The sequence below is a fragment of the Bacillus sp. FSL M7-0003 genome, assembly GCF_038628485.1.
Lineage (GTDB): Bacteria > Bacillota > Bacilli > Bacillales > Bacillaceae > Bacillus > Bacillus safensis.
In genome coordinates, this window is record NZ_CP152024.1 from 66,731 (window position 1) to 91,347 (window position 24,617).

Here is a 24,617-nt window from a genome sequence, read left to right on the forward strand (position 1 = left end):
GAGGCAGCAGTGAATGAAAGCAACTGGAATTGTACGCCGCATCGATGATTTAGGTAGAGTGGTTATTCCGAAGGAGATTCGCAGAACATTGCGCATCCGGGAAGGAGATCCGCTTGAGATTTTCGTCGACCGCGATGGAGAAGTGATTTTGAAGAAGTATTCGCCGATTAGTGAGCTAGGAGACTTTGCGAAGGAATATGCTGATGCATTATTCGACAGTCTGGGTCATTCCATCCTGATCTGTGATCGAGATACGTATATTGCTGTATCTGGCAGTTCGAAAAAAGAGTACTTGAACAAATCCATCAGTGATTTACTTGAACGAACAATGGATCAGCGTAATTCTGTGTTAGAAGAAAATAAAAAAGAAATTCAACTTGTCGATGGTATTGATGATGACGTATCTGCTTATACCATTGCACCTATTGTTGCGAACGGAGATCCAATTGGCGCCGTCGTCTTATTTTCTAAAGAGCGTTCAATGGGAGAAGTGGAGCATAAAGCGGCAGAAACGGCAGCTGGCTTCTTAGCCCGTCAAATGGAACATTAGGTCTAATAACTCTATATCATCTTGATAAAATGAAAGAATGCCGATGAAATCATTTGATTTTGTCGGTTTTTTATATGGGATGAAACAAAACGAGACATGTGCCGTCTACTCCTTAGAAAGAAACGTCTTTTCATTCACGTATGTTATAATGAGTGCGTTTAACTGTAGATTTATTTTAAAGGAGTCATCCATGAAAAATGCTGTGAATCAGCCGCATTGGCTTTTCCAGGGTGCGGTGATTTTGACCATCGCAGGCTTGTTATCAAAGATATTAAGTGCCGTTTACCGTGTCCCGTTTCAAAACATCGTAGGGGACACAGGGTTTTATATTTATCAGCAGGTATATCCTTTCCTTGGCATTGCCATCATGCTTGGTACAACAGGTTTTCCTGTCATGGTGTCCAAGCTTTTGAGTGAGCATGGGGAAGAGAATCGACGGATCATTACAAGGGTATCCTTGGTCTATATCACTTTACTGAGCCTAGCCTTATTTCTTTGTCTTTACATAGGAGCAGGCACAATTGCGAGTCTTATGGCAGACAGTCAATTAATTCTGCTCATCCAGATGAGTGCTTTTGTGTTTCTATTTCTGCCGCTCACTGTGATGCTGAGGGGAGTTTTTCAGAGTGACGGTCTGATGCTTCCAACAGCTGTTTCTCAGTTGGTTGAGCAGCTCATCAGGGTAGGTGTCCTGCTTGTTTTATCCTTCTATTTCGTGAGGCACGGCTATTCGCTTTATGAAACAGGGGCGGGTGCGGTGTTCTCTTCTATCGCAGGAAGTGCGGCCTCGCTCATTTTGCTTCTTTTCCTTTGGCTGACCTATCGAAAGCAGTCTGTTGCAAGTATGTCAGGCAAACAGGCGACACTTCGAAAAAAAGATGTTATGAAGAGTTTGGTGCTGTATACATTGACGATTTGTGTCAGCGGTTTGCTCATTTTATGGATGCAAATGATTGATGCTTTTCATCTGTATGCACTGCTGCGCAGCGAGGGTCTCAGTGAAGCGGCGGCAAAGGCGGCGAAAGGTGTATATGACCGAGGCCAGCCTTTCTTACAGCTCGGAACGGTGTTTGCCATCAGCATCGGAACCTCTCTTGTGCCATTTTTATCTGCAGCCATGAGGAATGGAGAGCATGAAACAATACGGCAAAAAGTTCGCTCATCGGTTAAGACCACGTCGGTATTAGGGATAGGGTCAGCGGTTGGACTGATTTGTATTTTAGCACCAGTCAATACAATGCTTTTTCGTAATGACTTAGGCACCGATGCCTTGCAAATATTCTGTATATCGATCGTCTTTACGTCGATTGCCATTACGCAGGCGGCTTTACTGCAAGGGCTCGGGCATACTGTATATCCTGCTGTTGTGGTGGTTCTCAGCGTGCTGGTGAAATGGATTCTAACAATTGAGTTTGTACCGTTATTTGGCATCCATGGTGCCGCATGGTCAACTGTATGTGGTTTTCTCACAGTAGCCGTGCTCAATGCCGTTTATTTGAAGCATAAAGGATGGATTTCGTTGAGAGAGCTGTTCCCGGTGAAAATTCTTTTATCAGCCGCCTTCATGGCTGTGGTCTTAATAGGATATCAGGCTCTGTTTTCATGGGTCATCCCCTTTGAAAAACGCCCGTTTTCCGTTTTAGAGAGCCTGACATCAGTTTTTATTGGTGGTTTCGCCTTTTTATATAGTATTCTTAAGCTAGAAGTATTTACGGACGAGGAATGGAGACTCATTCCATTAGGAGAAAAGATTTTATATTTTAAACAGATGAGAGGGAATCAAAATGGCAGGTAAGATTACCGTCGTCGGTCTCGGGGCAGGCGACATGGATCAGCTGACGCTCGGTGTATATAAGCAGCTGAAGCAGGCGAAAGAAGTATTTATGAGAACGCAGGATCATCCGCTTATCGCAGAGTTAATGCAGGAGGTCCCATCTCTCACCTTTTTTGATGAAATTTATGAAAAGCATGATCAGTTTGATCAGGTGTATCAGGAAATTACCGAAATATTATTTGCAGAGGCAGCAGAAAAAGACATTGTGTACGCTGTACCTGGTCATCCATTTGTGGCAGAAAAGACCGTACAGCTGCTCGTCGCCGGGCAGAAAGAGCGCGGGGTTGAGGTGTCTGTCGCTGGTGGACAAAGCTTTCTAGATGCGACATTCAACTCCTTGCAGATTGATCCCATCGAGGGATTACAATTCGTTGATGCAGGGGATATGAGAGCGGATGATCTGAAATTAACCCAGCACGTCCTGATTTGTCAGGTATATGATCAGATGACAGCTTCGAATGTGAAACTCACGCTGATGGAAAAGCTCCCCGACGATTATGAAGTTTATATTGTGACTGCGGCTGGAAGCAGTCAGGAACAGATTACTGCCGTTCCTTTATTTGAACTTGATCGAGATGTGTCGATAAATAACTTAACGAGTGTTTATGTTCCTCCAATTCAAGATGAACAGCTGCTTTATCAACAATTTGACACCTTCCGTGACGTCATACGTACATTAAGAGGTCCGGGCGGCTGTCCATGGGATCAAAAACAAACCAATGAATCACTGAAACCATATTTAATTGAAGAATGCTATGAACTGCTTGAAGCGATAGATGAAGATGACCCAGATCATATGGTGGAAGAGCTTGGCGATGTGCTGCTGCAGGTGTTACTTCACGCTCAAATTGGCGAAGATGACGGTTATTTCTCAATCGATGACGTCATTCAGCATGTCACAGAAAAAATGATTCGACGCCACCCCCATGTGTTTGGTGACACGAATGTTTCTGAGGCAGCAGATGTGGTGGCCAACTGGGAAAAAATCAAACAGCAGGAGAAGCCAGAGCGTACCGGTTCTATTTTGCAATCGATTCCGGCGACACTTCCGGCACTAACAAAGGCGTATAAGCTCCAAAAGAAAGCTGCCAAAGTGGGCTTTGATTGGACAGATGTTCAAGATATTTGGAACAAATACGAAGAAGAAAAGCAGGAATTTCTCGTTGAAGTGGCAGAGAAGACGGACGAAGGTGCAACGAAGCAGATGAAAGATGAATTTGGAGATCTTTTGTTTGTTCTCGTCAATATTGGCAGGTTCTATCACCTAGAGCCTGAAACGGCACTCGCTTCTGCCAACACAAAATTCATACGGCGCTTTCAGCATATCGAACAAAAAGCAAAGGACATGGGCCGTTCGTTAGATGACTTAACGCTAGAGGAAATGGACGATCTATGGAACGATGCGAAAGGCATAGAAAGAGGTGAACACACATGAGATTAGATAAATTTTTAAAAGTGTCCCGTTTAATTAAAAGAAGAACATTGGCAAAAGAAGTAGCTGATCAAGGCAGGATATCTATTAACGGAACACAGGCGAAAGCAAGCTCTGACGTGAAAGAAGGAGATGAGCTGCAAATCCGCTTTGGTCAAAAACTAGTGACTGTTCAAGTCAACGAGTTAAAGGACACGACGAAAAAAGAAGAAGCGGCTGGCATGTATACTGTGCTAAAAGAAGAAAAAACAGCAGAATAGGGCTTGTTCTAAATGACCCTCTTATCACATACAATGCAGTAACATGCAAGTATGAGATATGGGGGATGTATAGATGAATCAATATTATAATCAACCTCAAGGCACGAAGCTGTCATCAGACGCGGAGCACAATGTCACAATGCGAAACAGAAAGCATTTAGATATTACTGGTGTCAAACAAGTGGAAAGCTTTGATAGTGAGGAATTTCTGCTGGAGACGGTCATGGGGATTCTCGCCATCCGCGGAGAAAATCTGCAAATGAAAAACCTAGACGTCGAAAAGGGCGTTGTGTCGATCAAAGGGCGTGTTTTTGATTTAATCTATGTGGATGAGCAGCACGGGGAGAAAGCTAAAGGATTTTTTAGCAAGCTGTTTAAATGACGCTGACAGTCCAGTTTTATACGATGCTTTCCATGGCGGCGATGGGCATCTGGCTGGGCGCATCGCTTGATACGTACAAGCTGTTTGTGAACCGGGAAAAAACAGCAAAATGGCTTTTGGTTATCCACGATCTCCTTTTTTGGATGGTACAGGGTCTCTTATTCTTTTACGTCCTGCTGCTGACAAATGAGGGAGAATTCAGGCTTTATATTTTTCTAGCTGTTGCTCTAGGTTTCTCGATGTATCAGGCATTGATGAAACATTTGTATCTCAAGATTCTCAAGTTTATCATGATGTGTGTATATCAGACTGTTCTCTTCCTAAAAAGGCTGGTCATGTCGGTTGTCTTCCAGCCGATCCGCTGGATGATCACATTGATTATAAGTGCTATTCTGTTCTTGCTCCACTCGCTCTTACGTCTTGTTCGTTTTACGTTTCGGCTCGTGTGGAAGGTGCTGTCGATTGTTTGTTATCCGCTCATCTGGTTACTCAATGTGACCATTATTCATCGGATTCCCGAAAAATGGCGAACATCAATGAGATTGTTTTTCTCAAAAGGAGCAGGAATTTTACAAGGGGCCAAGAAATTATCTGGTACCATCAAAACGAAATGGAAACAATTCTGGACAAAGTAAGAGAGGAGGCCTTCAATTTTGAACAAGAGAAAAAGAAATATCGCACAAATTCAAAATGATTACCAAAAACAAATGGAACAGCAAGCGCAGCGCTTAAAACGCAAACGTCGCGGACTCCTTAGAAGGCTTACCGTGTTTGGTGTAATCGTGCTCATGTTTGCTGTCTTGGTGACAAGTGCCCTCTGGTCGCAATCGTCTTCACTAAAGGAAAAAGAAGAGAAGAAGGTTGCGCTCGAAAAAGAGTTGAAGCAATTACAAACAAAGCAGGAAGATATTTCTGATGAAATTAAGAAGCTGAAAAGCAAGGAATACGTACTCGAACTGGCACGACGGGACTATTATATGTCCAAAAAAGGCGAAAAAATCTTTGATGTGGGCAATAAGAGCGATTAGCCTTGTTGACACTTAAAATTCAGTTTATGTATAATTGAACAAATGAGATTTTTTTATAAGTCTAAGGAGGAGCACTTTTTTTATGTCGATTGAAGTTGGCAGCAAGTTACAAGGGAAAGTTACGGGCATTACAAATTTTGGAGCTTTTGTGGAGTTGCCAGGCGGTTCAACTGGTCTCGTTCATATCAGTGAGGTAGCCGATAACTATGTAAAAGATATTAATGAGCATTTAAAAGTCGGTGAACAAGTTGAAGTGAAAGTGATTAACGTTGAAAAAGACGGTAAAATCGGCTTGTCCATTAAAAAAGCAAAAGATCGTCCTCAACAACAATCAAGACCAAGCAGAAATGATTTCCGTCCGAAGGAATCGTTTGAACAAAAAATGAACAAATTCTTAAAAGATAGCGAAGATCGCTTAACATCTTTAAAACGTAACACGGAATCAAAACGTGGGGGGCGCGGAGCAAGAAGAGGTTAACTTGTTGCTGCTTTCTATATATTTTCACAACAAAGCATCTGCTGTTCAGCAGGTGCTTTTTTTCATGATCCATCCGACATTTTTTGAGATTTCGTCATTTAATTTAAAACTTTCTATTGACGGACAAGCGAATCCTTTGTATTATAGTTCTTGTGCTTCTTAGCGCATTTTCATTATGGCGGTGTAGCTCAGCTGGCTAGAGCGTACGGTTCATACCCGTGAGGTCGGGGGTTCGATCCCCTCCGCCGCTATCCTTTTAACTAGAACATAAAGCAAGGCCCGTTGGTCAAGCGGTTAAGACACCGCCCTTTCACGGCGGTAACACGGGTTCGAATCCCGTACGGGTCATATTCGAAACAGCTTTCTATAGGAAAGCTGTTTTTTTGTGCCTTCGTAAAATTCTGATGAAAGACATCGACTTTCATGAAAGTATGCCTCTTTGACGAATAAAGCGTCGAACGTTTTATGGAAACGACAACTTCTTTTGACAAAATTTCTTTTTCACCTTCGCTATAATGACAAGCAACGAATATCAGGTGGGGGATGAGAAGATGGAAAAACTAGAAAGAAGAACTGATTTAACAGGAGCGGGGTTTGAAAGAATCAGTGCGGGATTAAAAAAGATGAAAAACCTGTTTCTTCATCACACGCATTCTCTTTTTTTCTATAAAGGGTTTATTTATGTTGTTCTAGGCTTTTTATTAGGACGAGCCTTTATATTATCTGAAATTATGCCGTTTGCTCTGCCTTTCTTTGGCTCCATGCTGCTTATTAAAAGAGATAAGGCGATGCTTGCTTGTCTAGCATTACTCGCTGGGGCGATGACAATATCACCTCAAAATGCATTGTTTGTGTTTGCGTCGCTGCTCATGTTTCTCCTTATGTCAAAGGTGGTTTCTTTCATCATCAAAGACCCAGTGAAAACATTACCGGTTGTCATTGTTCTCTCAATGCTGATCACCCGAGGAGCGTTTGTTTACCTAGAGCAAGGTGCTGTGCAAAGTTATGATTACGTCATGGCGGGTGTCGAAGCAGGACTTGCCTTCATTTTGACTCTGATTTTTCTTCAAAGCCTGCCGATTTTTACAGTCAGGAAAATTAAACACTCTTTAAAGGTCGAAGAAATTATTTGTTTTATGATTTTAATTGCCTCAGTTTTAACTGGTCTTGCTGGGATCACATTTCAAGGAATGCAGGCAGAGCATATTTTGTCACGTTATGTAGTGCTGACATTTGCCTTTATTGGCGGAGCCAGTATTGGTTGTACGGTCGGTGTTGTGACAGGATTAATTCTCGGTCTTGCTAACATCGGAAACCTTTATCAGATGAGTCTTCTTGCCTTTTCAGGCTTATTAGGCGGATTGCTGAAAGAAGGGAAGAAAGCAGGGGCAGCCATCGGCTTAATTGTGGGTTCCTTACTCATTTCACTGTACGGGGAAGGGTCAGCAGGTCTCATGACCACACTGTATGAATCACTTATAGCGGTTGCGCTCTTTTTGCTCACGCCGCAATCAGTTACTTCCAAGGTAGCGAAATACATTCCTGGTACGGTAGAGCATGTACAAGAGCAGCAGCAATATGCTCGGAAGGTACGAGACGTGACAGCAAAAAAGGTAGATCAATTCTCTCATGTATTTCATGCGCTGTCTGAGAGTTTTGCGACATTTTACGAATCCATTCCTGAAGAGAAGAAGCAGGAAGAGGATGTAGATCTTTTTTTAAGTACGATCACAGAACGATCCTGTCAAACGTGCTATAAGAAAAATAAATGCTGGGTGCAGAACTTTGATACAACCTATGAACTAATGAAACAAGTTATGCATGAATCTGATGAAAAAACGTATGAGCATAACCGAAAATTGAAAAAGAAATTTAGTCAGCACTGCTCAAAATCAAAACATGTTGAGGAATTGATCGAAGAGGAGATCGCTTACTATAAAGCTAACCAGACACTGAAGAAAAAAGTCCAAGACAGCAGGCGTCTTGTGGCTGAACAGCTGATGGGGGTCTCACAAGTGATGGAGGATTTTTCCCGGGAAATAAAACGAGAAAGAGAGCAGCATTTTATTCAGGAAGAGCAGATGATAGAAGCACTACAGCACTTTGGCATTGAAATTCAGCAAGTAGAAATCTATAGCTTGGAGCAGGGAAATGTGGATATTGAAATGAGAATCCCATATTGCCAAGGGCATGGGGAATGTGAAAAAATCATTGCGCCAATGCTTTCAGATATTTTAGAAGAACAGATTTTAGTCAAAGCAGAACAGTGTGCAGAGCATCCAACAGGCTATTGCCACGTTGTATTTGGCTCTGCTAAATCATACCGAGTAGCTACAGGCGTGGCACATGCAGCAAAAGGCGGAGGACTGGTATCTGGAGACAGCTACAGCATGATGGAGCTTGGAGCAGGCAAGTATGCCGCAGCTATTAGTGATGGAATGGGCAACGGAGCACGTGCTCATTTTGAAAGCAATGAAACGATTAAGCTGTTAGAAAAAATATTAGCATCAGGTATCAATGAAAAAGTGGCGATTAAAACCATTAATAGTATTTTATCTTTACGAACGACGGACGAGATCTATTCAACATTGGATTTATCGATCATTGATTTACAGGATGCAAGCTGTAAGTTCCTCAAGATTGGTTCAACACCCAGCTTTATTAAACGGGGTGATCAGGTGATGAAGGTACAAGCAAGCAACTTGCCGATTGGCATTATTGATGAATTTGAAGTCGAGGTTGTGAGCGAACAGATGAAGGCAGGAGACCTATTGATTATGATGAGTGACGGTATTTTTGAGGGGCCGAAGCATATTGAAAATCATGATCTATGGGTGAAACGGAAAATGAAAAGCTTTAAAACAGAAGATCCCCAAGAAATTGCTGATTTATTAATGGAAGAGGTTATTCGAACAAGAGCAGGACAAATTGACGACGATATGACAGTTGTTGTCATCAGGCTCGACCACAACACACCAAAATGGGCTTCCATTCCGACCGGCACATTCTATCTTGAGAAACAAGAGATTTCTTAAAATATCGTATAATATGAATTTCTTCTGGCGATGATGGGGATATAAGCATTCAGTTACAATCCCAGGAGGAATGAAGATGCGAAAAGGTCACGTCAACCAAATCTTATTGATTACAGATGGCTGCTCAAATCACGGGGAAGATCCGCTTGCGATTGCCTCATTGGCAAAGGAACAAGGGATTACAGTCAATGTCATTGGCATTATGGAAGAAAACAGACACGATCATGAAGCGATGAAGGAAGTAGAGGGGATTGCTCTCGCAGGGGGAGGCATCCATCAAGTTGTCTACGTCCAGCAGTTATCTCAAACAGTACAAATGGTCACGAAAAAAGCAATGACACAAACCCTGCAAGGTGTTGTGAATAAAGAATTGCAGCAAATACTCGGCAAAGACACTGAAATTGAAGAGCTTCCACCTGATAAGCGCGGGGAAGTAATGGAGGTTGTCGATGAGTTAGGAGAAACGGTTCATCTTCAAGTACTTGTGCTTGTTGATACAAGTGCAAGTATGAAACCGAAGCTGCCAACCGTCAAAGAGGCACTTATCGACCTTTCCATCAGTTTAAATTCAAGAATTGGAGAAAATCAGTTTGGGATGTGTGTATTTCCCGGGAAAAACTCAGATGCTGAAATTGTGTTGAATTGGACGCCTCGATTCGATTCATTATCATCTATTTTCCCAAAACTGACCACTGGAGGCATCACCCCAACGGGACCAGCGCTTCGGGAAGCACTTCAGCATTTCAAATCAGTTCGTTCACGCAAAGGGCTGCTTGAAGCAAAGGAAGAGCATGATGATGAATTCGGCTTCTAACATCCCGTTAGGCACGGTGATTCAAGGGAAATGGCACCACCATCATTACCGTATTGTAAAAGAGCTTGGAAAAGGGGCGAACGGTGTTGTCTATCTGGCCGAATCGCCACATGGGCAAGCGGCCCTTAAAGTGAGTGATGACAGTATGCTCATTGCATCTGAAGTCAATGTATTAAAATCCTTTTCAAAGGCTCCTGTGAAAACCATGGGGCCTTCTTTTTATGATATGGATGATGCGATTTATCCAGGTATGCCTCAAAAACGCTCCTTTTATGTGATGGAATATGTCAGAGGTCCATTATTGCTTGAATTTGTGAAACAAAAGGGTGATGAGTGGATCGTTGTTTTGATGATTCAGCTTTTATCCAGTCTGGCTCATTTACATCAGGAAGGATGGATTTTTGGTGACTTAAAGCCGGATAATCTCATTGTTTCTGGTCCCCCGGCAACGATTCGGTGCATTGATGTGGGAGGAACGACGAAAGCAGGCAGGGCAATTAAGGAGTATACCGAGTTTTTTGATCGAGGTTATTGGGGATTCGGTACACGAAAAGCTGAACCAACCTATGATTTATTTGCCCTAACCATGGTGATGGTCAACTGTGCGTATAAGAAAGAATTCAAAAAAGGAGCAGAACCAGAAAAGCAGCTTTATCGAGCCATTGAAGGACATCCTTTATTAAAGCGATATGAAAGGGTGTTAAAGGCTGCTCTACAAGGTAAATATCAATCAGCAGCAGACATGAAAAGTGCGATGCTGAAAGAAGGACAGCTGATTGCATCAAGAAAATCGCGCCAAAAGAAGCAGCAGCAAAAACCTGCGCCAAAACCCGCTGTTAATCAAAATCAACAAGTGACCTCACGATCGCGGGCTGCAGCAGCAAAAAGAACGTCAATACGTAAAAAATCAGGCGGGCTTTTTGAAACCATTCTTATCGTATGCAGTGTACTCGCCCTTTACTGTGCATATGTGGTTTTGTTCCTGTTGTAGAGCTGTAAAAAAGCAGGCTTCTTCTTTGCTTGGAGCTACTGAAAGTGATAGGATATGTATATCTTTAAATTACCTGCTCTTTGTGAGGAGGAAGTTGTGAATAGAATTGAATCTTTTTTGAAAAAACATGATGTTTACCTTGAAAATACGACAGTCATTGTCGGGGTTTCCGGCGGACCGGATTCTATGCTCTTACTGCATGAACTTAACAAGCGCCGCAAAGGTTCCTATCAGCTGATTGCAGCCCATGTAGATCACATGTTCAGAGGAGAAGAGTCCTTTGCTGATTTGGCATTTGTTGAGGCTTACTGTAAGGAGCACGAGATCCCTTTTGAATCGTCCCGCATACAGGTCACCCAATATGCAAAAGAAAACCGCTTAAACAAACAGGCAGCTGCAAGGGAGTGCAGATATGCTTTCTTTCGTCAATTGATGGAGCAATACAACGCTCAATTTATAGCGCTTGCACATCATGGAGACGACCAAGTAGAAACAATGTTGATGAGACTTGCGAGAGGGACTGTTGGTATAGGACTCGCGGGTATCCAAGCAAAACGTCCTTTTCAAAATGGGTGGCTGATTCGACCGCTCATTGGATACTCTAAGGACGACGTACTAAAAGCTTGTGAAAAAGAACATGTCCCCTATGTCATTGATCAAAGCAATCATACGGATGACTACTTGAGAAACCGGGTAAGAAGACACATTCTTCCCGTGTTAAAAGAAGAGGCACCTCATGTACATGAAAGCTTTCAGTTTGTAAGTGACATGCTGACTGAGGATGAGCAATACTTGCAGGCTTTAACAAAGGAACAAATGAACCAAGTGATAACGAGTCAATCGCCTAAGCAAATTGAGATCAAAACGAAGCCTTTGCTTGACCTGCCTTTGCCTTTACAAAGAAGAGGCATTCAACTAATATTAAACTATCTTTATGAAAACACTCAATCAGCGTTTTCAAACCAGCATATTCTAGGGACTTTAGACTGGTTATCTCATACCGATCAACCGTCTGGATCATTAGATTTGCCAAAAGGTTTACAAGCTGTCAAGTCTTATGATCACTGTATGTTTACCTTTGAACGATCGCATGTATTAGACCAGTCTTATGCTCTTCACTTAAAGGTTGAGCTCGGAGAAGAGCTTTTTCTCCCAAATGGACAGTCTATCGCCGTATCAAATCATGTTCCGAAGGATGCACGGAACGGAAACCATTTTTTCTTGCTTCAAAAAGATCATGTTCGTCTCCCTTTGATCATTCGCTCACGAAAAAATGGTGATCGAATCAAACTTAAAGGGATGAATGGATCAAAAAAGGTGAAGGATATATTTATTGATAAAAAAGTGCCTCTTGCAGAAAGAGACAGCTGGCCGATCGTCACTGACTCGGATCATCAAATCATCTGGATCCCAGGTCTGAAAAAATCCGTTTTTGAAGAAATTGATATGACAAACAGCGATCTCATTGTATTACAATATAGACAGCACGAAAATTTGTAGGGGGCAAGCAAAAGCATGAAACAAGATATTGAAAAGATTTTGATCTCAGAAGAAGAGATCCAGCAAAAAGTGAAGGAACTGGGTGCAACATTAACCAGTGATTATGATGGTAAATTTCCCCTGGCTATTGGTGTTTTGAAAGGGGCTCTTCCATTCATGGCAGACCTGATCAAACACATTGATACATATTTAGAACTTGATTTTATGGATGTATCTAGCTACGGAAAGTCTACCGTATCTTCTGGAGAAGTAAAGATCATTAAGGATCTAGATACTTCTGTTGAAGGAAGAGATATTTTGATTATGGAAGATATCATCGACAGTGGGTTAACTTTGAGCTATCTGGTAGAGCTTTTCCGATACCGTAAAGCAAATTCCATTAAAATTGTGACATTGCTTGATAAACCAAGCGGCCGCAAAGCAGACATCAAAGCAGATTATGTTGGATTTGAAGTGCCAGATGCATTTGTTGTCGGCTATGGATTGGATTTCGCTGAACGTTACCGAAACCTCCCGTATATTGGAGTGTTAAAACCATCTGTTTACGAAGGCTAATCAGCATACGTATACATGAGGTTATTGGTTGTGTTGGAATGATTTTCTATGATACTATTGAACATAGTTGTGCTTACTGTGGGAGGAGGTAAGGAATGAATCGGGTTTTTCGTAATACGATTTTTTATATACTTATTTTATTACTTGTGATAGGGGTCGTCAGTTGGTTAGGATCCCCAAATCAAAAGCCTGAGAACATGTCTTACAGCAAATTTTCGCAAAATCTAAGTGCGGGAAAAGTGGAGAGTATCTCCATTCAGCCTGTAAGAGGGGTTTATGAAATTCGTGGTCAATTAGATGGCGCGAAGAAAGATCAATACTTCATTACCCATGTTCCAGATGGTCAAGGTGTTGACCAAATTTACAGTGCACTGAAGAATACAGATGTAAAAGTAGAACCAGCACCTGAAACAAATGGATGGCTGCAAGTTCTGACAACCATCATTCCGTTTATCATCATCTTTATCCTGTTCTTCTTCTTATTGAACCAAGCTCAGGGCGGCGGAAGCCGAGTCATGAACTTTGGTAAGAGTAAGGCGAAGCTTTACACAGAAGAGAAGAAACGTGTGAAATTTAAAGATGTTGCCGGTGCAGATGAAGAAAAGCAAGAGCTTGTAGAAGTGGTTGAATTCCTGAAGGACCCACGTAAATTTGCGGAGCTTGGCGCAAGAATCCCTAAAGGGGTTTTACTAGTAGGACCTCCAGGTACAGGTAAAACATTGCTTGCGAGAGCATCTGCAGGAGAAGCAGGCGTTCCTTTCTTCAGCATCAGTGGTTCTGACTTCGTCGAGATGTTCGTCGGTGTCGGTGCATCACGTGTACGTGATTTATTCGAAAATGCGAAAAAGAATGCACCTTGCTTAATCTTTATTGATGAGATTGATGCAGTGGGTCGTCAGCGTGGAGCCGGTCTTGGCGGTGGTCATGACGAGCGTGAACAAACGCTTAACCAGCTTCTTGTTGAAATGGATGGTTTTAGTGCCAACGAAGGTATTATTATCATTGCTGCGACAAACCGTGCAGATATTCTAGACCCTGCATTGCTGCGTCCGGGACGTTTTGACCGTCAAATTACGGTTGACCGCCCAGATGTTATTGGCCGTGAAGAAGTACTGAAAGTTCATGCGAAAAACAAACCGCTTGACGAGTCAGTTAACTTAAAAGCCATTGCAAGCAGAACACCAGGGTTCTCTGGAGCAGATCTTGAGAACTTACTAAACGAAGCAGCACTTGTTGCTGCCCGTCATAACAAAAAGAAAATCGATATGCGTGATATTGACGAAGCGACTGACCGTGTCATCGCTGGGCCGGCGAAGAAAAGCCGTGTCATTTCGAAGAAAGAACGTAATATTGTGGCTTACCATGAAGCAGGTCATACCGTCATAGGTCTTATCCTAGACGAAGCGGACATGGTGCATAAAGTAACGATCGTTCCTCGTGGTCAGGCAGGCGGATATGCGGTCATGCTTCCAAGAGAAGACCGTTATTTCCAAACGAAGCCAGAGCTTCTTGATAAGATTGTCGGCTTGCTCGGCGGTCGTGTTGCAGAGGAAATTACGTTTGGTGAAGTCAGTACAGGCGCTCACAACGACTTCCAGCGTGCAACAGGCATTGCAAGAAGAATGGTCACAGAGTTCGGTATGTCTGATAAACTTGGTCCGCTTCAATTCGGTCAATCACAAGGAGGTCAAGTCTTCCTTGGCCGTGATTTTAACAATGAGCCGAATTACAGTGAAGCGATCGCTTACGAAATTGACCAAGAAGTTCAGCGTTTCATTAAGGAGAGCTACGAACGTGCGAAACAAATTCTCACTGAGAATAAAGATAAGTTAGAAATCATCGCACAAGCCCTTCTAGAAGTTGAAACATTAGATGCTGAACAAATTAAATCTCTTTACGAAACTGGAAAGCTTCCAGAGCGTGTATATGCAGATGACGAAGAGAAAAACGATGATGTGAAAGTAAACATCAAGAAAAAAGAAGATGAGGAGATCTAATCTCCTTCTGTGAAAGCTGCCGGGATCACCGGCGGCTTTTTTTATTTCGATTCATGAATGGATCGGTTTCGAATTGTTTACAAATGGAACTCAATTCGTGTATGGTATGATAGAAAGTCGAAAAATGCTCTTTTTGAGAAACTATTCAAAGTGGTGATGAAGTTGTTACTCGTGATAGATGTAGGAAACACAAATACCGTTTTAGGTGTTTATCATAATGGCGATCTAAACTACCATTGGCGAATTGAAACAAGCCGTCATAAAACAGAAGATGAATTTGGTATGTCCATCAGGGCTTTATTCGATTATGTGGGGCTGATGTTTGACCAAATAGAAGGGATTATCATTTCGTCTGTTGTCCCGCCAATGATGTTCGCACTTGAAAGAATGTGCGAAAAGTATTTTCACATAACACCCCAAATTGTAGGGCCTGGAATGAAGACTGGATTAAACATTATGTGTGACAACCCAAAGGAAGTCGGGGCAGATCGAATTGTCAATGCAGTAGCAGCAATTCACCTATATGGGGCACCTCTTATTGTGGTAGACTTTGGAACAGCAACAACCTACTGTTATATCAATGAACAAAAACAATACATGGGTGGAGCGATTGCACCGGGTATTACCATCTCAACTGAAGCTTTATATACAAGAGCGGCGAAGCTGCCGAGAATTGAAATTGTCCGTCCAGATCACATTGTTGGAAAAAACACCATCAGTGCGATGCAATCCGGCATCCTTTATGGATATGTTGGCCAAGTCGAGGGAATAGTGAAACGGATGAAGCAGCAAGCCAAACAAACACCGAAAGTCATTGCAACAGGCGGTTTGTCTACATTGATTGGAAATGAATCAGACTGTATTGATATTGTCGATCCGTTCCTCACATTAAAAGGACTGCAGCTCATTTATGAACGTAATCGTGTCGGTGTATTATAGGAGGTTTAAATCAAATGGATTACTTAGTTAAAGCGTTAGCATATGATGGAAAAGTCCGCGCATATGCTGCAAACACAACAGATACAATCAACGAAGCACAAAGAAGACATCATACGTGGCCGACTGCATCAGCAGCCATCGGCAGAACGATGACAGCAACAGTCATGATGGGTGCTATGCTGAAAGGTGAGAATAAGCTAACTGTCAAAATAGAAGGCGGTGGACCAATCGGCGCCATTATTGCTGATGGAAATGCAAAAGGCCAGGTACGAGGATATGTCTCAAACCCACAAGTTCACTTTGACTTAAATGAACATGGCAAGCTGGATGTTAGACGTGCAGTCGGAACATCTGGAACGTTAAGTGTTGTCAAAGATATCGGGCTGAAGGACCACTTTACAGGACAAACAGAAATTGTCTCAGGTGAAATTGGAGATGACTTTACTTATTATCTTGTTTCTTCTGAGCAAGTGCCTTCTTCTGTAGGCGTAGGTGTCCTTGTCAATCCAGATAATTCGATTCTCGCAGCAGGCGGTTTCATCATTCAATTGCTGCCTGGTACAGAAGATGCTGTCATTGAAAGACTAGAAAAGCGCCTGTCAACTATTGAACCAATCTCTAAACTCATTGAAAAAGGGATGACACCAGAACAAATATTAGAAGAAGTACTTGGTGAAAAGCCTCAAATTTTAGAAACTTTACCTGTCGAATTTGCTTGTAACTGCTCAAAAGAACGGTTTGCAAATGGCATTATCAGCCTAGGAAAAACCGAAATTGACGATATGATTGAACAAGACGGACAAGCAGAAGCTCAATGCCATTTTTGTAACGAAACGTATGTATTTACAAAAGAAGAGCTAGAGGAGCTGCGTGAAGAATTAACCCGCTAAGCTCTAAGCAGCGGGTTTTCTTTTTAGAATGGAAAGGAGACGAAAGATGAGACTAAAAGCAAGAGTGGTATGGACATTTATTCTCGTGTTGCTCATGATTAATGCCGTTGTCATTGCATATGTATTAACAAAGTCACAAATGTCACAGGCTTCTTCTAACGGGAAGAGTGGTGAAGAAATTGCGTCGATTGGAAAAGAGAAGGTGACGCGTCAAGAATGGCTAAAGAAAATGGAAGACCGCTACGGAAAGGCGACTCTTGAGCAAATGATCAATCAGAAGGTGGTCAATCAGCTTGCCAAGCAAAACAAGCTGGAAGTGTCTTCAAAAGAGATCAATCGTGAATTGCTCATGCTCAAAGCGGTGTCTAATAATTTCTATGAAGATGGACATACAAGTGAGAAGGAATGGAAAGAACAGATTCGTTATCAAATTTTATTAGAGCAGCTTTTAACAAGAGATGCCGTCGTTTCTGAAAAAGAAGCGAAATCGTTTTATGAAAAAAACAAGGACTTATATCAATATGATGATTCATACCGCATTCGCCATATCGTCGTGAAGACAAAGAGCGAGGCTGAAAATGTATTAAAAGATTTAAAAGGTGGGTCTAGCTTCGAAGCCGTGGCAGCTGAACGTTCAATCGACCGTTACACCTCACCATACGGCGGAGATCTTGGATTTGTGACAGAAGAGCAGGAAAGTATCCCAGCCCTATACATACAAGAAGCTCAAAAGCTTCAGCCAGATGAATGGACGAAAGAGCCGATTCAGACCAAAAACGGGTATGCCATTATTCAGTTAAAAGAAAAATTAAATGGTCGCTCTTTCTCCTATGACGAAGTCAAAGACCAGATTAAAAGGCAGATTGCCATGGAAGATCTAGGTGAAAAGGCGAATGTCAAAACCCTGTGGAAAGAAGCGAAAGTCACATGGTTTTACGATGGAGAGCAGGACTAAAAGCATTGACAAAATTTTTTGAAATTGATAATTTAATATTAATACAATAAAATTACTCGGAGATAGAGGTGTTAGTGATGGCTCGTATTGCAAATTCAGTTTTTGAACTAATAGGAAATACACCAGTCGTTAAATTAAACCGTTTAGTAGATGAAGACAGTGCGGATGTCTACTTGAAACTTGAATATATGAACCCGGGCAGCAGTGTCAAAGATCGTATTGCTTTAGCGATGATCGAAGATGCTGAAGCAAAAGGTACATTAAAAGCCGGCGATACGCTTATTGAACCAACAAGCGGAAATACAGGAATCGGCCTTGCAATGGTAGCGGCTGCTAAAGGAATCAATGCGATTTTGGTTATGCCGGACACAATGAGTCAGGAGCGCCGCAACCTTTTACGCGCTTATGGTGCGGAACTTGTCTTAACACCAGGTGCAGAAGGAATGAAGGGTGCCATCAAAAAAGCGGAAGAATTAGCAGAAGAGCATGGTTACTTCATGCCTCAGCAATTTAGCAACGAAGCCAATGCAGAGATTCACCGTCGTACAACTGGGAAAGAAATTCTTGAACAGTTTGACGGCGAGCTTGATGCATTTATTGCAGGTGTTGGTACGGGCGGTACGATTACAGGTGCTGGTGAAGTCCTAAAAGAAGCCATCCCATCCATTCAGCTTTATGCAGTAGAGCCGACAGATTCCCCTGTATTGTCAGGCGGTAAGCCGGGTCCGCATAAAATTCAAGGAATTGGAGCAGGTTTTGTTCCTTCCATCTTGAACACAGAAATATATGACGGCATCATCCAAGTGAAAAACGAAGATGCATTTGAGCTTGCAAGAAAAGCAGCGAAAGAAGAAGGAATCCTTGGCGGTATTTCTTCTGGAGCAGCTATTTACGCAGCGCTTCAAACAGCGAAGAAGCTTGGTAAAGGGAAAAAGGTTCTGGCCATCATCCCAAGTAATGGTGAGCGTTACCTCAGTACACCTCTTTATCAATTCGATTAAACCAATCACCCCAGCATTTGCTGGGGTTTTTTTATGAATTCTGAAGATGGAAAGCAAATACTATTTTCTAAATAAATTGGATTGCATTACAATAAGGTTAATGAAAATGAAAAAGGATGATAACATGACACAACGCAGGCCGATGGGCATCAAAATTCCTTTTACGAAAGATGCATTTTTGAAAAGATACGAACAATTAACTGCTCGTGAAACACATCATGTGCTTCTTGAAAGTGCGCGCGTCGGTTCTTATAGCATCGCTGGTATTCACCCGATCGCTAAAGCGAAGGGGAAAGATGGAATGACGACTATCCATTATCAAGATGAGGTGCTGTTCAAAGAAGGTGATCCATTCAGAGCCTTTACGGATTGGTTTCAAACCCTTCGAACCGAAACGAACGACGAATACCCCGACTTTCAAGGCGGAGCAATTGGGTTTTTAAGCTACGATTATGCTAGATACATCGAACATTTTAAGATGCTGTCAATTGATGATCTTCAAACACCAGACCTTTATTTCCTCGTATTTAACGATGTTGCAGTTTTTGATCATAAAGAGCACGCGCTGTGGCTGATTACGCACATAGAGGAAACGGAATCAGTGAGTAAAGCGAACCAAAGGCTTGAAGAATGGAAGCAAAAATGGACAAGCTCTTCAGAAGAATCAGCACAATCACCTGTCAGTGAACCTTCCACAGAATTTGTACCAGCAGCACCATTCACTGAAGAAACCTTTGGGGAAGCAGTAGAGAAAATTAAGCAATATATCGCAAACGGTGATGTGTTCCAAGTGAACTTATCCATCAGACAAGATGAACAGCTTCACACTCATCCGTATGATTTATACAAAACGTTACGTCAAGTCAATCCATCTCCTTACATGTCTTACCTGCATACGCCTGACTTCCAAATTGTTTGTGGATCTCCAGAGCTGCTTATTAAGAAAAAAGGAACTCAGCTAGAAACAAGACCAATTGCCGGAACAAGATCACGAGGCAAAGACGACGCTGAGGATCAAGCGCTGGCAAAAGAGCTCATTGAAAATGAAAAAGAACGCGCAGAGCATGTGATGCTCGTTGACCTTGAGCGGAATGACCTTGGACGCGTATCCACTTATGGATCCGTAAAAGTGAACGAATTTATGGCGATTGAGAAATATTCACACGTGATGCATATTGTATCCAATGTACAAGGAGAGCTGCGTGATGAATGTGACGCGGTAGATGTTATGAGAGCTGTATTCCCAGGTGGAACGATTACAGGTGCTCCAAAAGTAAGGACGATGGAAATCATAGAAGAACTTGAGCCAACAAGACGTGGGCTTTATACTGGATCTATAGGCTGGTTTGGATTCAATCACGATATGCACTTTAATATCGTCATTCGTACTGCGTATTGTACAGAAGGAAAAGCCTTTATGCAGTCAGGTGCGGGGATCGTCATAGATTCTGTCCCAAAACACGAATATAAAGAATCGATTAAAAAAGCCTATGCAGTGAAAAAAGCATTACAGCTGAGCAAAGAAGAGACTATTTTGAGTTAGAGGTGAGCAGAGTATGATTTTAATGATTGATAATTATGATTCATTTACGTACAACCTGGTCCAGTATTTAGGTGAGCTTGGAGAAGAATTGATCGTGAAACGGAATGATCAAGTAACCATTCAAGAAATTGAAGAGCTCAAGCCGGATTTCCTCATGATTTCTCCAGGGCCATGCAGTCCTGATGAAGCGGGAATTAGTATGGAGGCGATCAAGCACTTTGCAGGAAGTATTCCGATCTTCGGTGTGTGTCTAGGTCACCAATCCATCGCACAAGTCTTTGGCGGGGATGTCGTTCGAGCAGAGCGCTTAATGCACGGTAAAACGTCAGAGATTAAACATGACGGAAAAGGTGTCTTCACAGGACTTCAAAATCCGCTCGTCGCAACGAGATACCATTCATTAATTGTCAAAAATGAGACATTGCCAGAGTGCTTTGACGCAACAGCCAGCACAAAAGAAGGCGAGCTCATGGCGATTCGCCATAAAGAACTGCCGATTGAAAGTGTGCAATTCCATCCTGAATCGATTATGACGTCCTTCGGAAAAGAAATGCTGAAAAATTTCATTGAAACCTATCGTAAAAAGGGGCATGAAGTAAACGCATGATCATTTATCTGAACGGTCAGTATATAGAGGAGAAAGACGCGACTCTTTCTCCTTTTGATCATGGTTTTCTATATGGCATCGGTGTATTCGAAACATTTACCAGCCTGGCAGGACAAGTCTTCCTGTTAGATTGGCATCTTGAAAGGCTCAATCAATCATTACGTGACCTTTGCATCGAATCCACAATAGAGAAACCATTTGTACTCGACATCATTTATACTTTACTGAATAAAAACCAAATAGCCGGCGGCCATGCGAGAATTCGCTTGAATGTTTCTGCGGGCAGAGGCAATGGGTTTTCTGCAGATCCTTATGAAGAGCCTGTCGTTTTTGTCATGATCTCTCCATTCCGTCCAGAATCTATTTTAGATGAGAAAAAGGGAGTCATTCTTCAAACAAGAAGAAATACACCAGAAGGGCCAAGGCGCCTCAAGTCTCATCACTATATGAACAACCTGCTCGCGAAAAGAGAAGTGGGGAACGACCCGGCGTTAGAAGGCATCTTTTTAACGAAAGAAGATGATGTGGCAGAAGGTATTACCTCGAATGTTTTTTGGCGGAAAGATGATGTGGTCTATACACCGTCACTTGATACAGGCATTTTAAATGGGGTCACTCGTCGATACTGTATGGAAACGCTCCACGCGATGGGGATCTCGCTAAAGGAAGGACGATACCCAGTCTCACATTTGCTCTCAGCTGATGAGGTATGGATGACTAATTCTGTTCAGGGAGTTGTACCTTTCGGGAGTATAGGAGACATCCACTTGCCCAAAAACAGCCGGACCATCTCAACAAAGTTAAGAATGCAATACACAAAAGAACGTCAAGACCATAAAGAGTAGGTGGACACAATGACACAACAATTGATAAAACAGCCAAAAATCATACAGGCCAAGCATCACACCCTTAGCTATGAAGACAAGACATTGGTCATGGGCATTTTAAATGTCACTCCTGACTCTTTTTCAGATGGAGGAAAGTTTAATCAAGTAGATAAAGCGCTGGCTCATGCAGCGCAGCTGATAGAAGACGGGGCGCATATTATTGATATTGGCGGAGAATCGACTCGCCCGGGAGCGGCACTTGTCTCGGAAGAAGAGGAGCTTTCAAGGGTCATTCCTGTCATTGAGAAGATCACAAAAGAATTAGATGTACCTATCTCTATTGATACGTATAAAGCCCGTGTCGCAGATGAAGCGGTGAAGGCTGGAGCCTCCATCATTAATGATGTATGGGGAGCGAAGGCAGATCCCCAAATGGCACATGTGGCAGCGAAGCACAATGTCCCAATCATTTTAATGCACAATCGGCCAGAACGAAACTACACACATCTGATTTCAGATATGATCGCCGATTTGAAAGAAAGTGTCCAAATTGCCCAGCAAGCGGGTGTCCGTGATGACATGATCATATTAGATCCAGGGGTAGGATTTGCGAAAAATAAAGAGGACAACCTGAAGGTCATGAATGAACTCGAACATTTTTGTCACCTTGGGTATCCACTGCTGCTAGCTACATCACGAAAACGATTCATTGGTGCTGTCTTAGACCTGCCGCCTGAAGAACGTACTGAAGGAACAGGTGCGACTGTTTGCCTTGGGATTCAAAAGGGCAGTGCGATGGTCCGTGTACATGATGTAAAAGAAATAGCAAGAATGGCAAAAATGATGGATGCTATGCTGAATAAGGGAGGCGCTTATCATCGATAAAGTATATGTAAATGGAATGGAATTTTACGGGTACCATGGTGTATTTGCAGAAGAAAATAAATTAGGGCAGCGATTCCGCGTGGACTTAACAGCTTCACTTGATTTAAGTAAAGCCGGACAAACTGATGATCTCAATGAGACCATCAACTATGCAGAGCTTTACCAAATCTGCAAAAGCATTGTAGAAGGTAAGCCGGTCAATCTCGTTGAAACACTGACAGAAAGAATTGCAAACCAAGTGTTAAAGGATTTTCCGACAGTTCAGGAATGTACAGTGAAGGTGATCAAACCAGATCCGCCAATTCCAGGACACTATCAGTCCGTTGCAATTGAAATGACGAGATCGCGCACATGAACAATACAGCATACATCGCATTAGGCTCAAACATAGGTAAAAAAGAAACCTATTTAAAAGAAGCCGTCAAAAAACTGCATGAACATCCAGAGGTTCAAGTGGAATTAATCTCTTCGATATATGAAACAGCACCTGTAGGCTATGAAAACCAAGATGACTTTTTAAACATGGCCGTGAAAATTACCACTTCACTTCGTCCGGAGGAACTGCTGTCTCTTACTCAGAAAATCGAGCAGGAGTTAGGCAGAACAAGAGAAGTGAGATGGGGACCGCGAACGGCTGACCTTGACATTTTACTTTATAATCGTGAAAATATTGAAACAGAACAACTTGTAGTGCCGCATCCTAGAATGTACGAACGTTTATTCGTTCTTGTCCCGATGAGTGAGATTTGCCCAGAAATCGGCGAAGTACAAATAAATGCCGTAACAGACCAAGAAGGTGTAAGCATATGGAAAAAGACATGTGGGGTAGAAGAATTCGTGCATACCGAAAGCTAAAAGGGTATACTCAGGAAGGGTTCGCGAAAAGACTGGGCATCTCTGTCTCTGTCTTAGGAGAAATTGAGCGAGGCAATCGATTACCAACAAACCAATTGGTTGGTCAAATAGCAGATGCTTTAAATATAACGGTGGAAGAACTTTCGCCAATTCTTGAAGAAGAAAGGAGGGGGAAAAATGTTTAAAATCGGAGATATCGATATTAAAAACAAAGTAGTGCTCGCACCAATGGCTGGTGTGTGCAACTCTGCCTTCAGACTGACGGTGAAAGAGTTTGGAGCGGGCTTAGTCTGCGCTGAAATGGTCAGTGACAAAGCGATCCTGATCAACAACGCGAGAACGATGGGTATGCTATACATTGATGAACGGGAAAAGCCTTTGAGCCTTCAGATATTTGGAGGGGAAAAAGACACACTCGTCGAAGCGGCAAAGTTCGTAGACCAGAATACCACAGCTGATATCATTGATATTAACATGGGCTGTCCTGTACCAAAGATTACGAAATGTGATGCAGGAGCGAAATGGCTCCTTGATCCAAACAAGATTTATGAAATGGTCTCTGCTGTCGTAGAAGCTGTAGACAAACCAGTTACTGTGAAAATGAGAATGGGCTGGGATGAAGACCATATCTTTGCTATCGACAATGCCCGTGCTGTTGAACGAGCAGGTGGACAAGCGGTTGCGCTTCACGGACGGACACGCGTGCAAATGTACGAAGGAACAGCGAATTGGGATATTATTAAAGAGGTTAAACAATCTGTTTCAATTCCTGTCATCGGCAATGGCGATGTCAAAACCCCTCAAGATGCAAAACGTATGCTTGATGAAACGGGTGTGGACGCTGTCATGATCGGAAGAGCTGCACTAGGAAACCCGTGGATGATTTATCGAACGGTTCATTATTTAGAAACGGGTGAACTGAAAGAAGAGCCAAACGTGCGTGAGAAAATGTCAGTGTGCAAGCTTCACTTAGACAGACTCATCGATCTAAAAGGCGAGCATGTGGCTGTTAGAGAAATGAGAAAGCACGCAGCATGGTACTTAAAAGGTGTCCGAGGCAATGCGGACGTAAGAAATCAAATCAATCAAAGTGAAACGAGAGCGGAGCTTGTACAAGTTCTTGATGACTTTACGATCGAAGCCGAGGCAAAAGAGCTTCAAAGTATAAAAGTAGGATAAGATTATCTTTCTTTTTGTAGCTCACTGCTAGTGCATGAACTGGCAGTTTTTCTGCTTTTCTCTGCAAAATACATTATTGG

At 42.5% G+C, this 24,617-nt stretch carries 26 protein-coding genes and 2 tRNA genes; all 28 read left to right on the forward strand.

Annotation, left to right across the window (positions count from 1 at the left end; all coding sequences use genetic code 11):
* Nucleotides 1-13: 13 nt before the first annotated feature.
* The 28 genes from spoVT (at nucleotide 14) to dusB (ending at nucleotide 24,537) form a co-directional block, all read left to right on the forward strand.
* The gene (gene spoVT / locus MHI23_RS00350) at nucleotides 14-550 is read left to right on the forward strand and encodes a stage V sporulation protein T (protein WP_024427194.1); all 537 of its coding nucleotides are present in this window, start codon (nucleotides 14-16) and stop codon (nucleotides 548-550) included.
* Nucleotides 551-740: 190 nt separating this feature from the next.
* Entirely contained in the window at nucleotides 741-2,345 is a 1,605-nt protein-coding gene (locus MHI23_RS00355) for a polysaccharide biosynthesis protein (RefSeq protein ID WP_125587544.1), read from the forward strand.
* The gene (gene mazG / locus MHI23_RS00360; protein ID WP_125587545.1) at nucleotides 2,335-3,819 is read left to right on the forward strand and encodes a nucleoside triphosphate pyrophosphohydrolase; all 1,485 of its coding nucleotides are present in this window, start codon (nucleotides 2,335-2,337) and stop codon (nucleotides 3,817-3,819) included. The genes MHI23_RS00355 and mazG overlap by 11 nt, the downstream gene beginning before the upstream one ends.
* Nucleotides 3,816-4,076, forward strand: a complete 261-nt coding sequence (locus MHI23_RS00365) for an RNA-binding S4 domain-containing protein (RefSeq protein ID WP_008341839.1) — start codon at nucleotides 3,816-3,818, stop codon at nucleotides 4,074-4,076. Before mazG ends, MHI23_RS00365 begins: the two co-directional genes overlap by 4 nt.
* 73 nt (nucleotides 4,077-4,149) lie before the next feature.
* A complete protein-coding gene (gene yabP, locus MHI23_RS00370; RefSeq protein ID WP_024425646.1) occupies nucleotides 4,150-4,458 on the forward strand; it encodes a sporulation protein YabP in 309 nt (102 codons plus the stop codon).
* On the forward strand, nucleotides 4,455-5,093 hold the full coding sequence (gene yabQ / locus MHI23_RS00375; protein WP_041105727.1) for a spore cortex biosynthesis protein YabQ: 639 nt from the start codon (nucleotides 4,455-4,457) through the stop codon (nucleotides 5,091-5,093). The genes yabP and yabQ overlap by 4 nt, the downstream gene beginning before the upstream one ends.
* Nucleotides 5,094-5,111: 18 nt before the next feature.
* Complete coding sequence (locus MHI23_RS00380; protein ID WP_003217952.1) at nucleotides 5,112-5,486, forward strand: septum formation initiator family protein; 375 nt, start codon at nucleotides 5,112-5,114, stop codon at nucleotides 5,484-5,486.
* A gap of 82 nt (nucleotides 5,487-5,568) precedes the next feature.
* The gene (locus MHI23_RS00385) at nucleotides 5,569-5,964 is read left to right on the forward strand and encodes a S1 domain-containing RNA-binding protein (protein WP_008357409.1); all 396 of its coding nucleotides are present in this window, start codon (nucleotides 5,569-5,571) and stop codon (nucleotides 5,962-5,964) included.
* Between the two features lie 177 nt (nucleotides 5,965-6,141).
* Nucleotides 6,142-6,215, forward strand: a tRNA-Met gene (locus MHI23_RS00390).
* 25 nt (nucleotides 6,216-6,240) lie between these two features.
* Nucleotides 6,241-6,312, forward strand: a tRNA-Glu gene (locus MHI23_RS00395).
* Between the two features lie 203 nt (nucleotides 6,313-6,515).
* Nucleotides 6,516-8,999 carry a stage II sporulation protein E gene (gene spoIIE, locus MHI23_RS00400; RefSeq protein ID WP_024425648.1) on the forward strand — a complete coding sequence of 828 codons (2,484 nt, stop codon included), beginning with the start codon at nucleotides 6,516-6,518 and terminating at the stop codon, nucleotides 8,997-8,999.
* Between the two features lie 76 nt (nucleotides 9,000-9,075).
* The gene (locus MHI23_RS00405; protein ID WP_034325063.1) at nucleotides 9,076-9,813 is read left to right on the forward strand and encodes a VWA domain-containing protein; all 738 of its coding nucleotides are present in this window, start codon (nucleotides 9,076-9,078) and stop codon (nucleotides 9,811-9,813) included.
* Entirely contained in the window at nucleotides 9,797-10,804 is a 1,008-nt protein-coding gene (locus MHI23_RS00410) for a protein kinase family protein (RefSeq protein WP_125587547.1), read from the forward strand. Before MHI23_RS00405 ends, MHI23_RS00410 begins: the two co-directional genes overlap by 17 nt.
* A gap of 96 nt (nucleotides 10,805-10,900) precedes the next feature.
* Nucleotides 10,901-12,304 (forward strand): tRNA lysidine(34) synthetase TilS, encoded by a 1,404-nt coding sequence (gene tilS, locus MHI23_RS00415; protein ID WP_041105731.1) that lies wholly within the window; start codon nucleotides 10,901-10,903, stop codon nucleotides 12,302-12,304.
* Nucleotides 12,305-12,319: 15 nt separating this feature from the next.
* Nucleotides 12,320-12,859 carry a hypoxanthine phosphoribosyltransferase gene (hpt, locus tag MHI23_RS00420; protein ID WP_008357399.1) on the forward strand — a complete coding sequence of 180 codons (540 nt, stop codon included), beginning with the start codon at nucleotides 12,320-12,322 and terminating at the stop codon, nucleotides 12,857-12,859.
* Between the two features lie 95 nt (nucleotides 12,860-12,954).
* Entirely contained in the window at nucleotides 12,955-14,856 is a 1,902-nt protein-coding gene (ftsH, locus tag MHI23_RS00425) for an ATP-dependent zinc metalloprotease FtsH (protein ID WP_024427186.1), read from the forward strand.
* A gap of 162 nt (nucleotides 14,857-15,018) precedes the next feature.
* On the forward strand, nucleotides 15,019-15,795 hold the full coding sequence (locus MHI23_RS00430; protein WP_024427185.1) for a type III pantothenate kinase: 777 nt from the start codon (nucleotides 15,019-15,021) through the stop codon (nucleotides 15,793-15,795).
* A gap of 14 nt (nucleotides 15,796-15,809) precedes the next feature.
* Complete coding sequence (gene hslO / locus MHI23_RS00435) at nucleotides 15,810-16,685, forward strand: Hsp33 family molecular chaperone HslO (RefSeq protein ID WP_125587548.1); 876 nt, start codon at nucleotides 15,810-15,812, stop codon at nucleotides 16,683-16,685.
* Nucleotides 16,686-16,731: 46 nt separating this feature from the next.
* Entirely contained in the window at nucleotides 16,732-17,640 is a 909-nt protein-coding gene (locus tag MHI23_RS00440; protein WP_024425654.1) for a peptidyl-prolyl cis-trans isomerase, read from the forward strand.
* Between the two features lie 77 nt (nucleotides 17,641-17,717).
* The gene (cysK, locus tag MHI23_RS00445; RefSeq protein ID WP_024425655.1) at nucleotides 17,718-18,641 is read left to right on the forward strand and encodes a cysteine synthase A; all 924 of its coding nucleotides are present in this window, start codon (nucleotides 17,718-17,720) and stop codon (nucleotides 18,639-18,641) included.
* A 124-nt stretch (nucleotides 18,642-18,765) separates the two neighbouring features.
* Nucleotides 18,766-20,184 carry an anthranilate synthase component I family protein gene (locus MHI23_RS00450; RefSeq protein WP_125587549.1) on the forward strand — a complete coding sequence of 473 codons (1,419 nt, stop codon included), beginning with the start codon at nucleotides 18,766-18,768 and terminating at the stop codon, nucleotides 20,182-20,184.
* Between the two features lie 13 nt (nucleotides 20,185-20,197).
* Nucleotides 20,198-20,791 carry an aminodeoxychorismate/anthranilate synthase component II gene (gene pabA, locus MHI23_RS00455; RefSeq protein WP_024425656.1) on the forward strand — a complete coding sequence of 198 codons (594 nt, stop codon included), beginning with the start codon at nucleotides 20,198-20,200 and terminating at the stop codon, nucleotides 20,789-20,791.
* Nucleotides 20,788-21,636, forward strand: coding sequence for an aminodeoxychorismate lyase (gene pabC / locus MHI23_RS00460; protein ID WP_024427181.1), 849 nt, complete (start codon nucleotides 20,788-20,790; stop codon nucleotides 21,634-21,636). The genes pabA and pabC overlap by 4 nt, the downstream gene beginning before the upstream one ends.
* Nucleotides 21,637-21,645: 9 nt before the next feature.
* A complete protein-coding gene (gene folP / locus MHI23_RS00465; protein WP_034622855.1) occupies nucleotides 21,646-22,503 on the forward strand; it encodes a dihydropteroate synthase in 858 nt (285 codons plus the stop codon).
* On the forward strand, nucleotides 22,496-22,858 hold the full coding sequence (folB, locus tag MHI23_RS00470; protein WP_080780838.1) for a dihydroneopterin aldolase: 363 nt from the start codon (nucleotides 22,496-22,498) through the stop codon (nucleotides 22,856-22,858). Before folP ends, folB begins: the two co-directional genes overlap by 8 nt.
* A complete protein-coding gene (gene folK / locus MHI23_RS00475) occupies nucleotides 22,855-23,358 on the forward strand; it encodes a 2-amino-4-hydroxy-6-hydroxymethyldihydropteridine diphosphokinase (RefSeq protein WP_024425660.1) in 504 nt (167 codons plus the stop codon). The genes folB and folK overlap by 4 nt, the downstream gene beginning before the upstream one ends.
* Complete coding sequence (locus tag MHI23_RS00480) at nucleotides 23,310-23,543, forward strand: helix-turn-helix transcriptional regulator (RefSeq protein ID WP_024425661.1); 234 nt, start codon at nucleotides 23,310-23,312, stop codon at nucleotides 23,541-23,543. Before folK ends, MHI23_RS00480 begins: the two co-directional genes overlap by 49 nt.
* Complete coding sequence (gene dusB / locus MHI23_RS00485) at nucleotides 23,536-24,537, forward strand: tRNA dihydrouridine synthase DusB (RefSeq protein ID WP_117728229.1); 1,002 nt, start codon at nucleotides 23,536-23,538, stop codon at nucleotides 24,535-24,537. The genes MHI23_RS00480 and dusB overlap by 8 nt, the downstream gene beginning before the upstream one ends.
* The last annotated feature ends 80 nt before the right edge of the window (nucleotides 24,538-24,617 follow it).

Coding starts and splice junctions, on each gene's coding strand:
- MHI23_RS00385 (WP_008357409.1), top strand. CDS start 5,569: ATGTCGATTGAAGTTGGCAGCAAGTTACAAGGGAAAGTTACGGGCATT.
- pabA (WP_024425656.1), top strand. CDS start 20,198: ATGATTTTAATGATTGATAATTATGATTCATTTACGTACAACCTGGTC.
- yabQ (WP_041105727.1), top strand. CDS start 4,455: ATGACGCTGACAGTCCAGTTTTATACGATGCTTTCCATGGCGGCGATG.
- MHI23_RS00450 (WP_125587549.1), top strand. CDS start 18,766: ATGACACAACGCAGGCCGATGGGCATCAAAATTCCTTTTACGAAAGAT.
- ftsH (WP_024427186.1), top strand. CDS start 12,955: ATGAATCGGGTTTTTCGTAATACGATTTTTTATATACTTATTTTATTA.
- MHI23_RS00480 (WP_024425661.1), top strand. CDS start 23,310: ATGGAAAAAGACATGTGGGGTAGAAGAATTCGTGCATACCGAAAGCTA.
- MHI23_RS00405 (WP_034325063.1), top strand. CDS start 9,076: ATGCGAAAAGGTCACGTCAACCAAATCTTATTGATTACAGATGGCTGC.
- cysK (WP_024425655.1), top strand. CDS start 17,718: ATGGCTCGTATTGCAAATTCAGTTTTTGAACTAATAGGAAATACACCA.
- MHI23_RS00410 (WP_125587547.1), top strand. CDS start 9,797: ATGAATTCGGCTTCTAACATCCCGTTAGGCACGGTGATTCAAGGGAAA.
- MHI23_RS00440 (WP_024425654.1), top strand. CDS start 16,732: ATGAGACTAAAAGCAAGAGTGGTATGGACATTTATTCTCGTGTTGCTC.
- hpt (WP_008357399.1), top strand. CDS start 12,320: ATGAAACAAGATATTGAAAAGATTTTGATCTCAGAAGAAGAGATCCAG.
- folK (WP_024425660.1), top strand. CDS start 22,855: ATGAACAATACAGCATACATCGCATTAGGCTCAAACATAGGTAAAAAA.
- MHI23_RS00355 (WP_125587544.1), top strand. CDS start 741: ATGAAAAATGCTGTGAATCAGCCGCATTGGCTTTTCCAGGGTGCGGTG.
- spoIIE (WP_024425648.1), top strand. CDS start 6,516: ATGGAAAAACTAGAAAGAAGAACTGATTTAACAGGAGCGGGGTTTGAA.
- folP (WP_034622855.1), top strand. CDS start 21,646: ATGACACAACAATTGATAAAACAGCCAAAAATCATACAGGCCAAGCAT.
- MHI23_RS00365 (WP_008341839.1), top strand. CDS start 3,816: ATGAGATTAGATAAATTTTTAAAAGTGTCCCGTTTAATTAAAAGAAGA.
- yabP (WP_024425646.1), top strand. CDS start 4,150: ATGAATCAATATTATAATCAACCTCAAGGCACGAAGCTGTCATCAGAC.
- spoVT (WP_024427194.1), top strand. CDS start 14: ATGAAAGCAACTGGAATTGTACGCCGCATCGATGATTTAGGTAGAGTG.
- hslO (WP_125587548.1), top strand. CDS start 15,810: ATGGATTACTTAGTTAAAGCGTTAGCATATGATGGAAAAGTCCGCGCA.
- dusB (WP_117728229.1), top strand. CDS start 23,536: ATGTTTAAAATCGGAGATATCGATATTAAAAACAAAGTAGTGCTCGCA.
- mazG (WP_125587545.1), top strand. CDS start 2,335: ATGGCAGGTAAGATTACCGTCGTCGGTCTCGGGGCAGGCGACATGGAT.
- pabC (WP_024427181.1), top strand. CDS start 20,788: ATGATCATTTATCTGAACGGTCAGTATATAGAGGAGAAAGACGCGACT.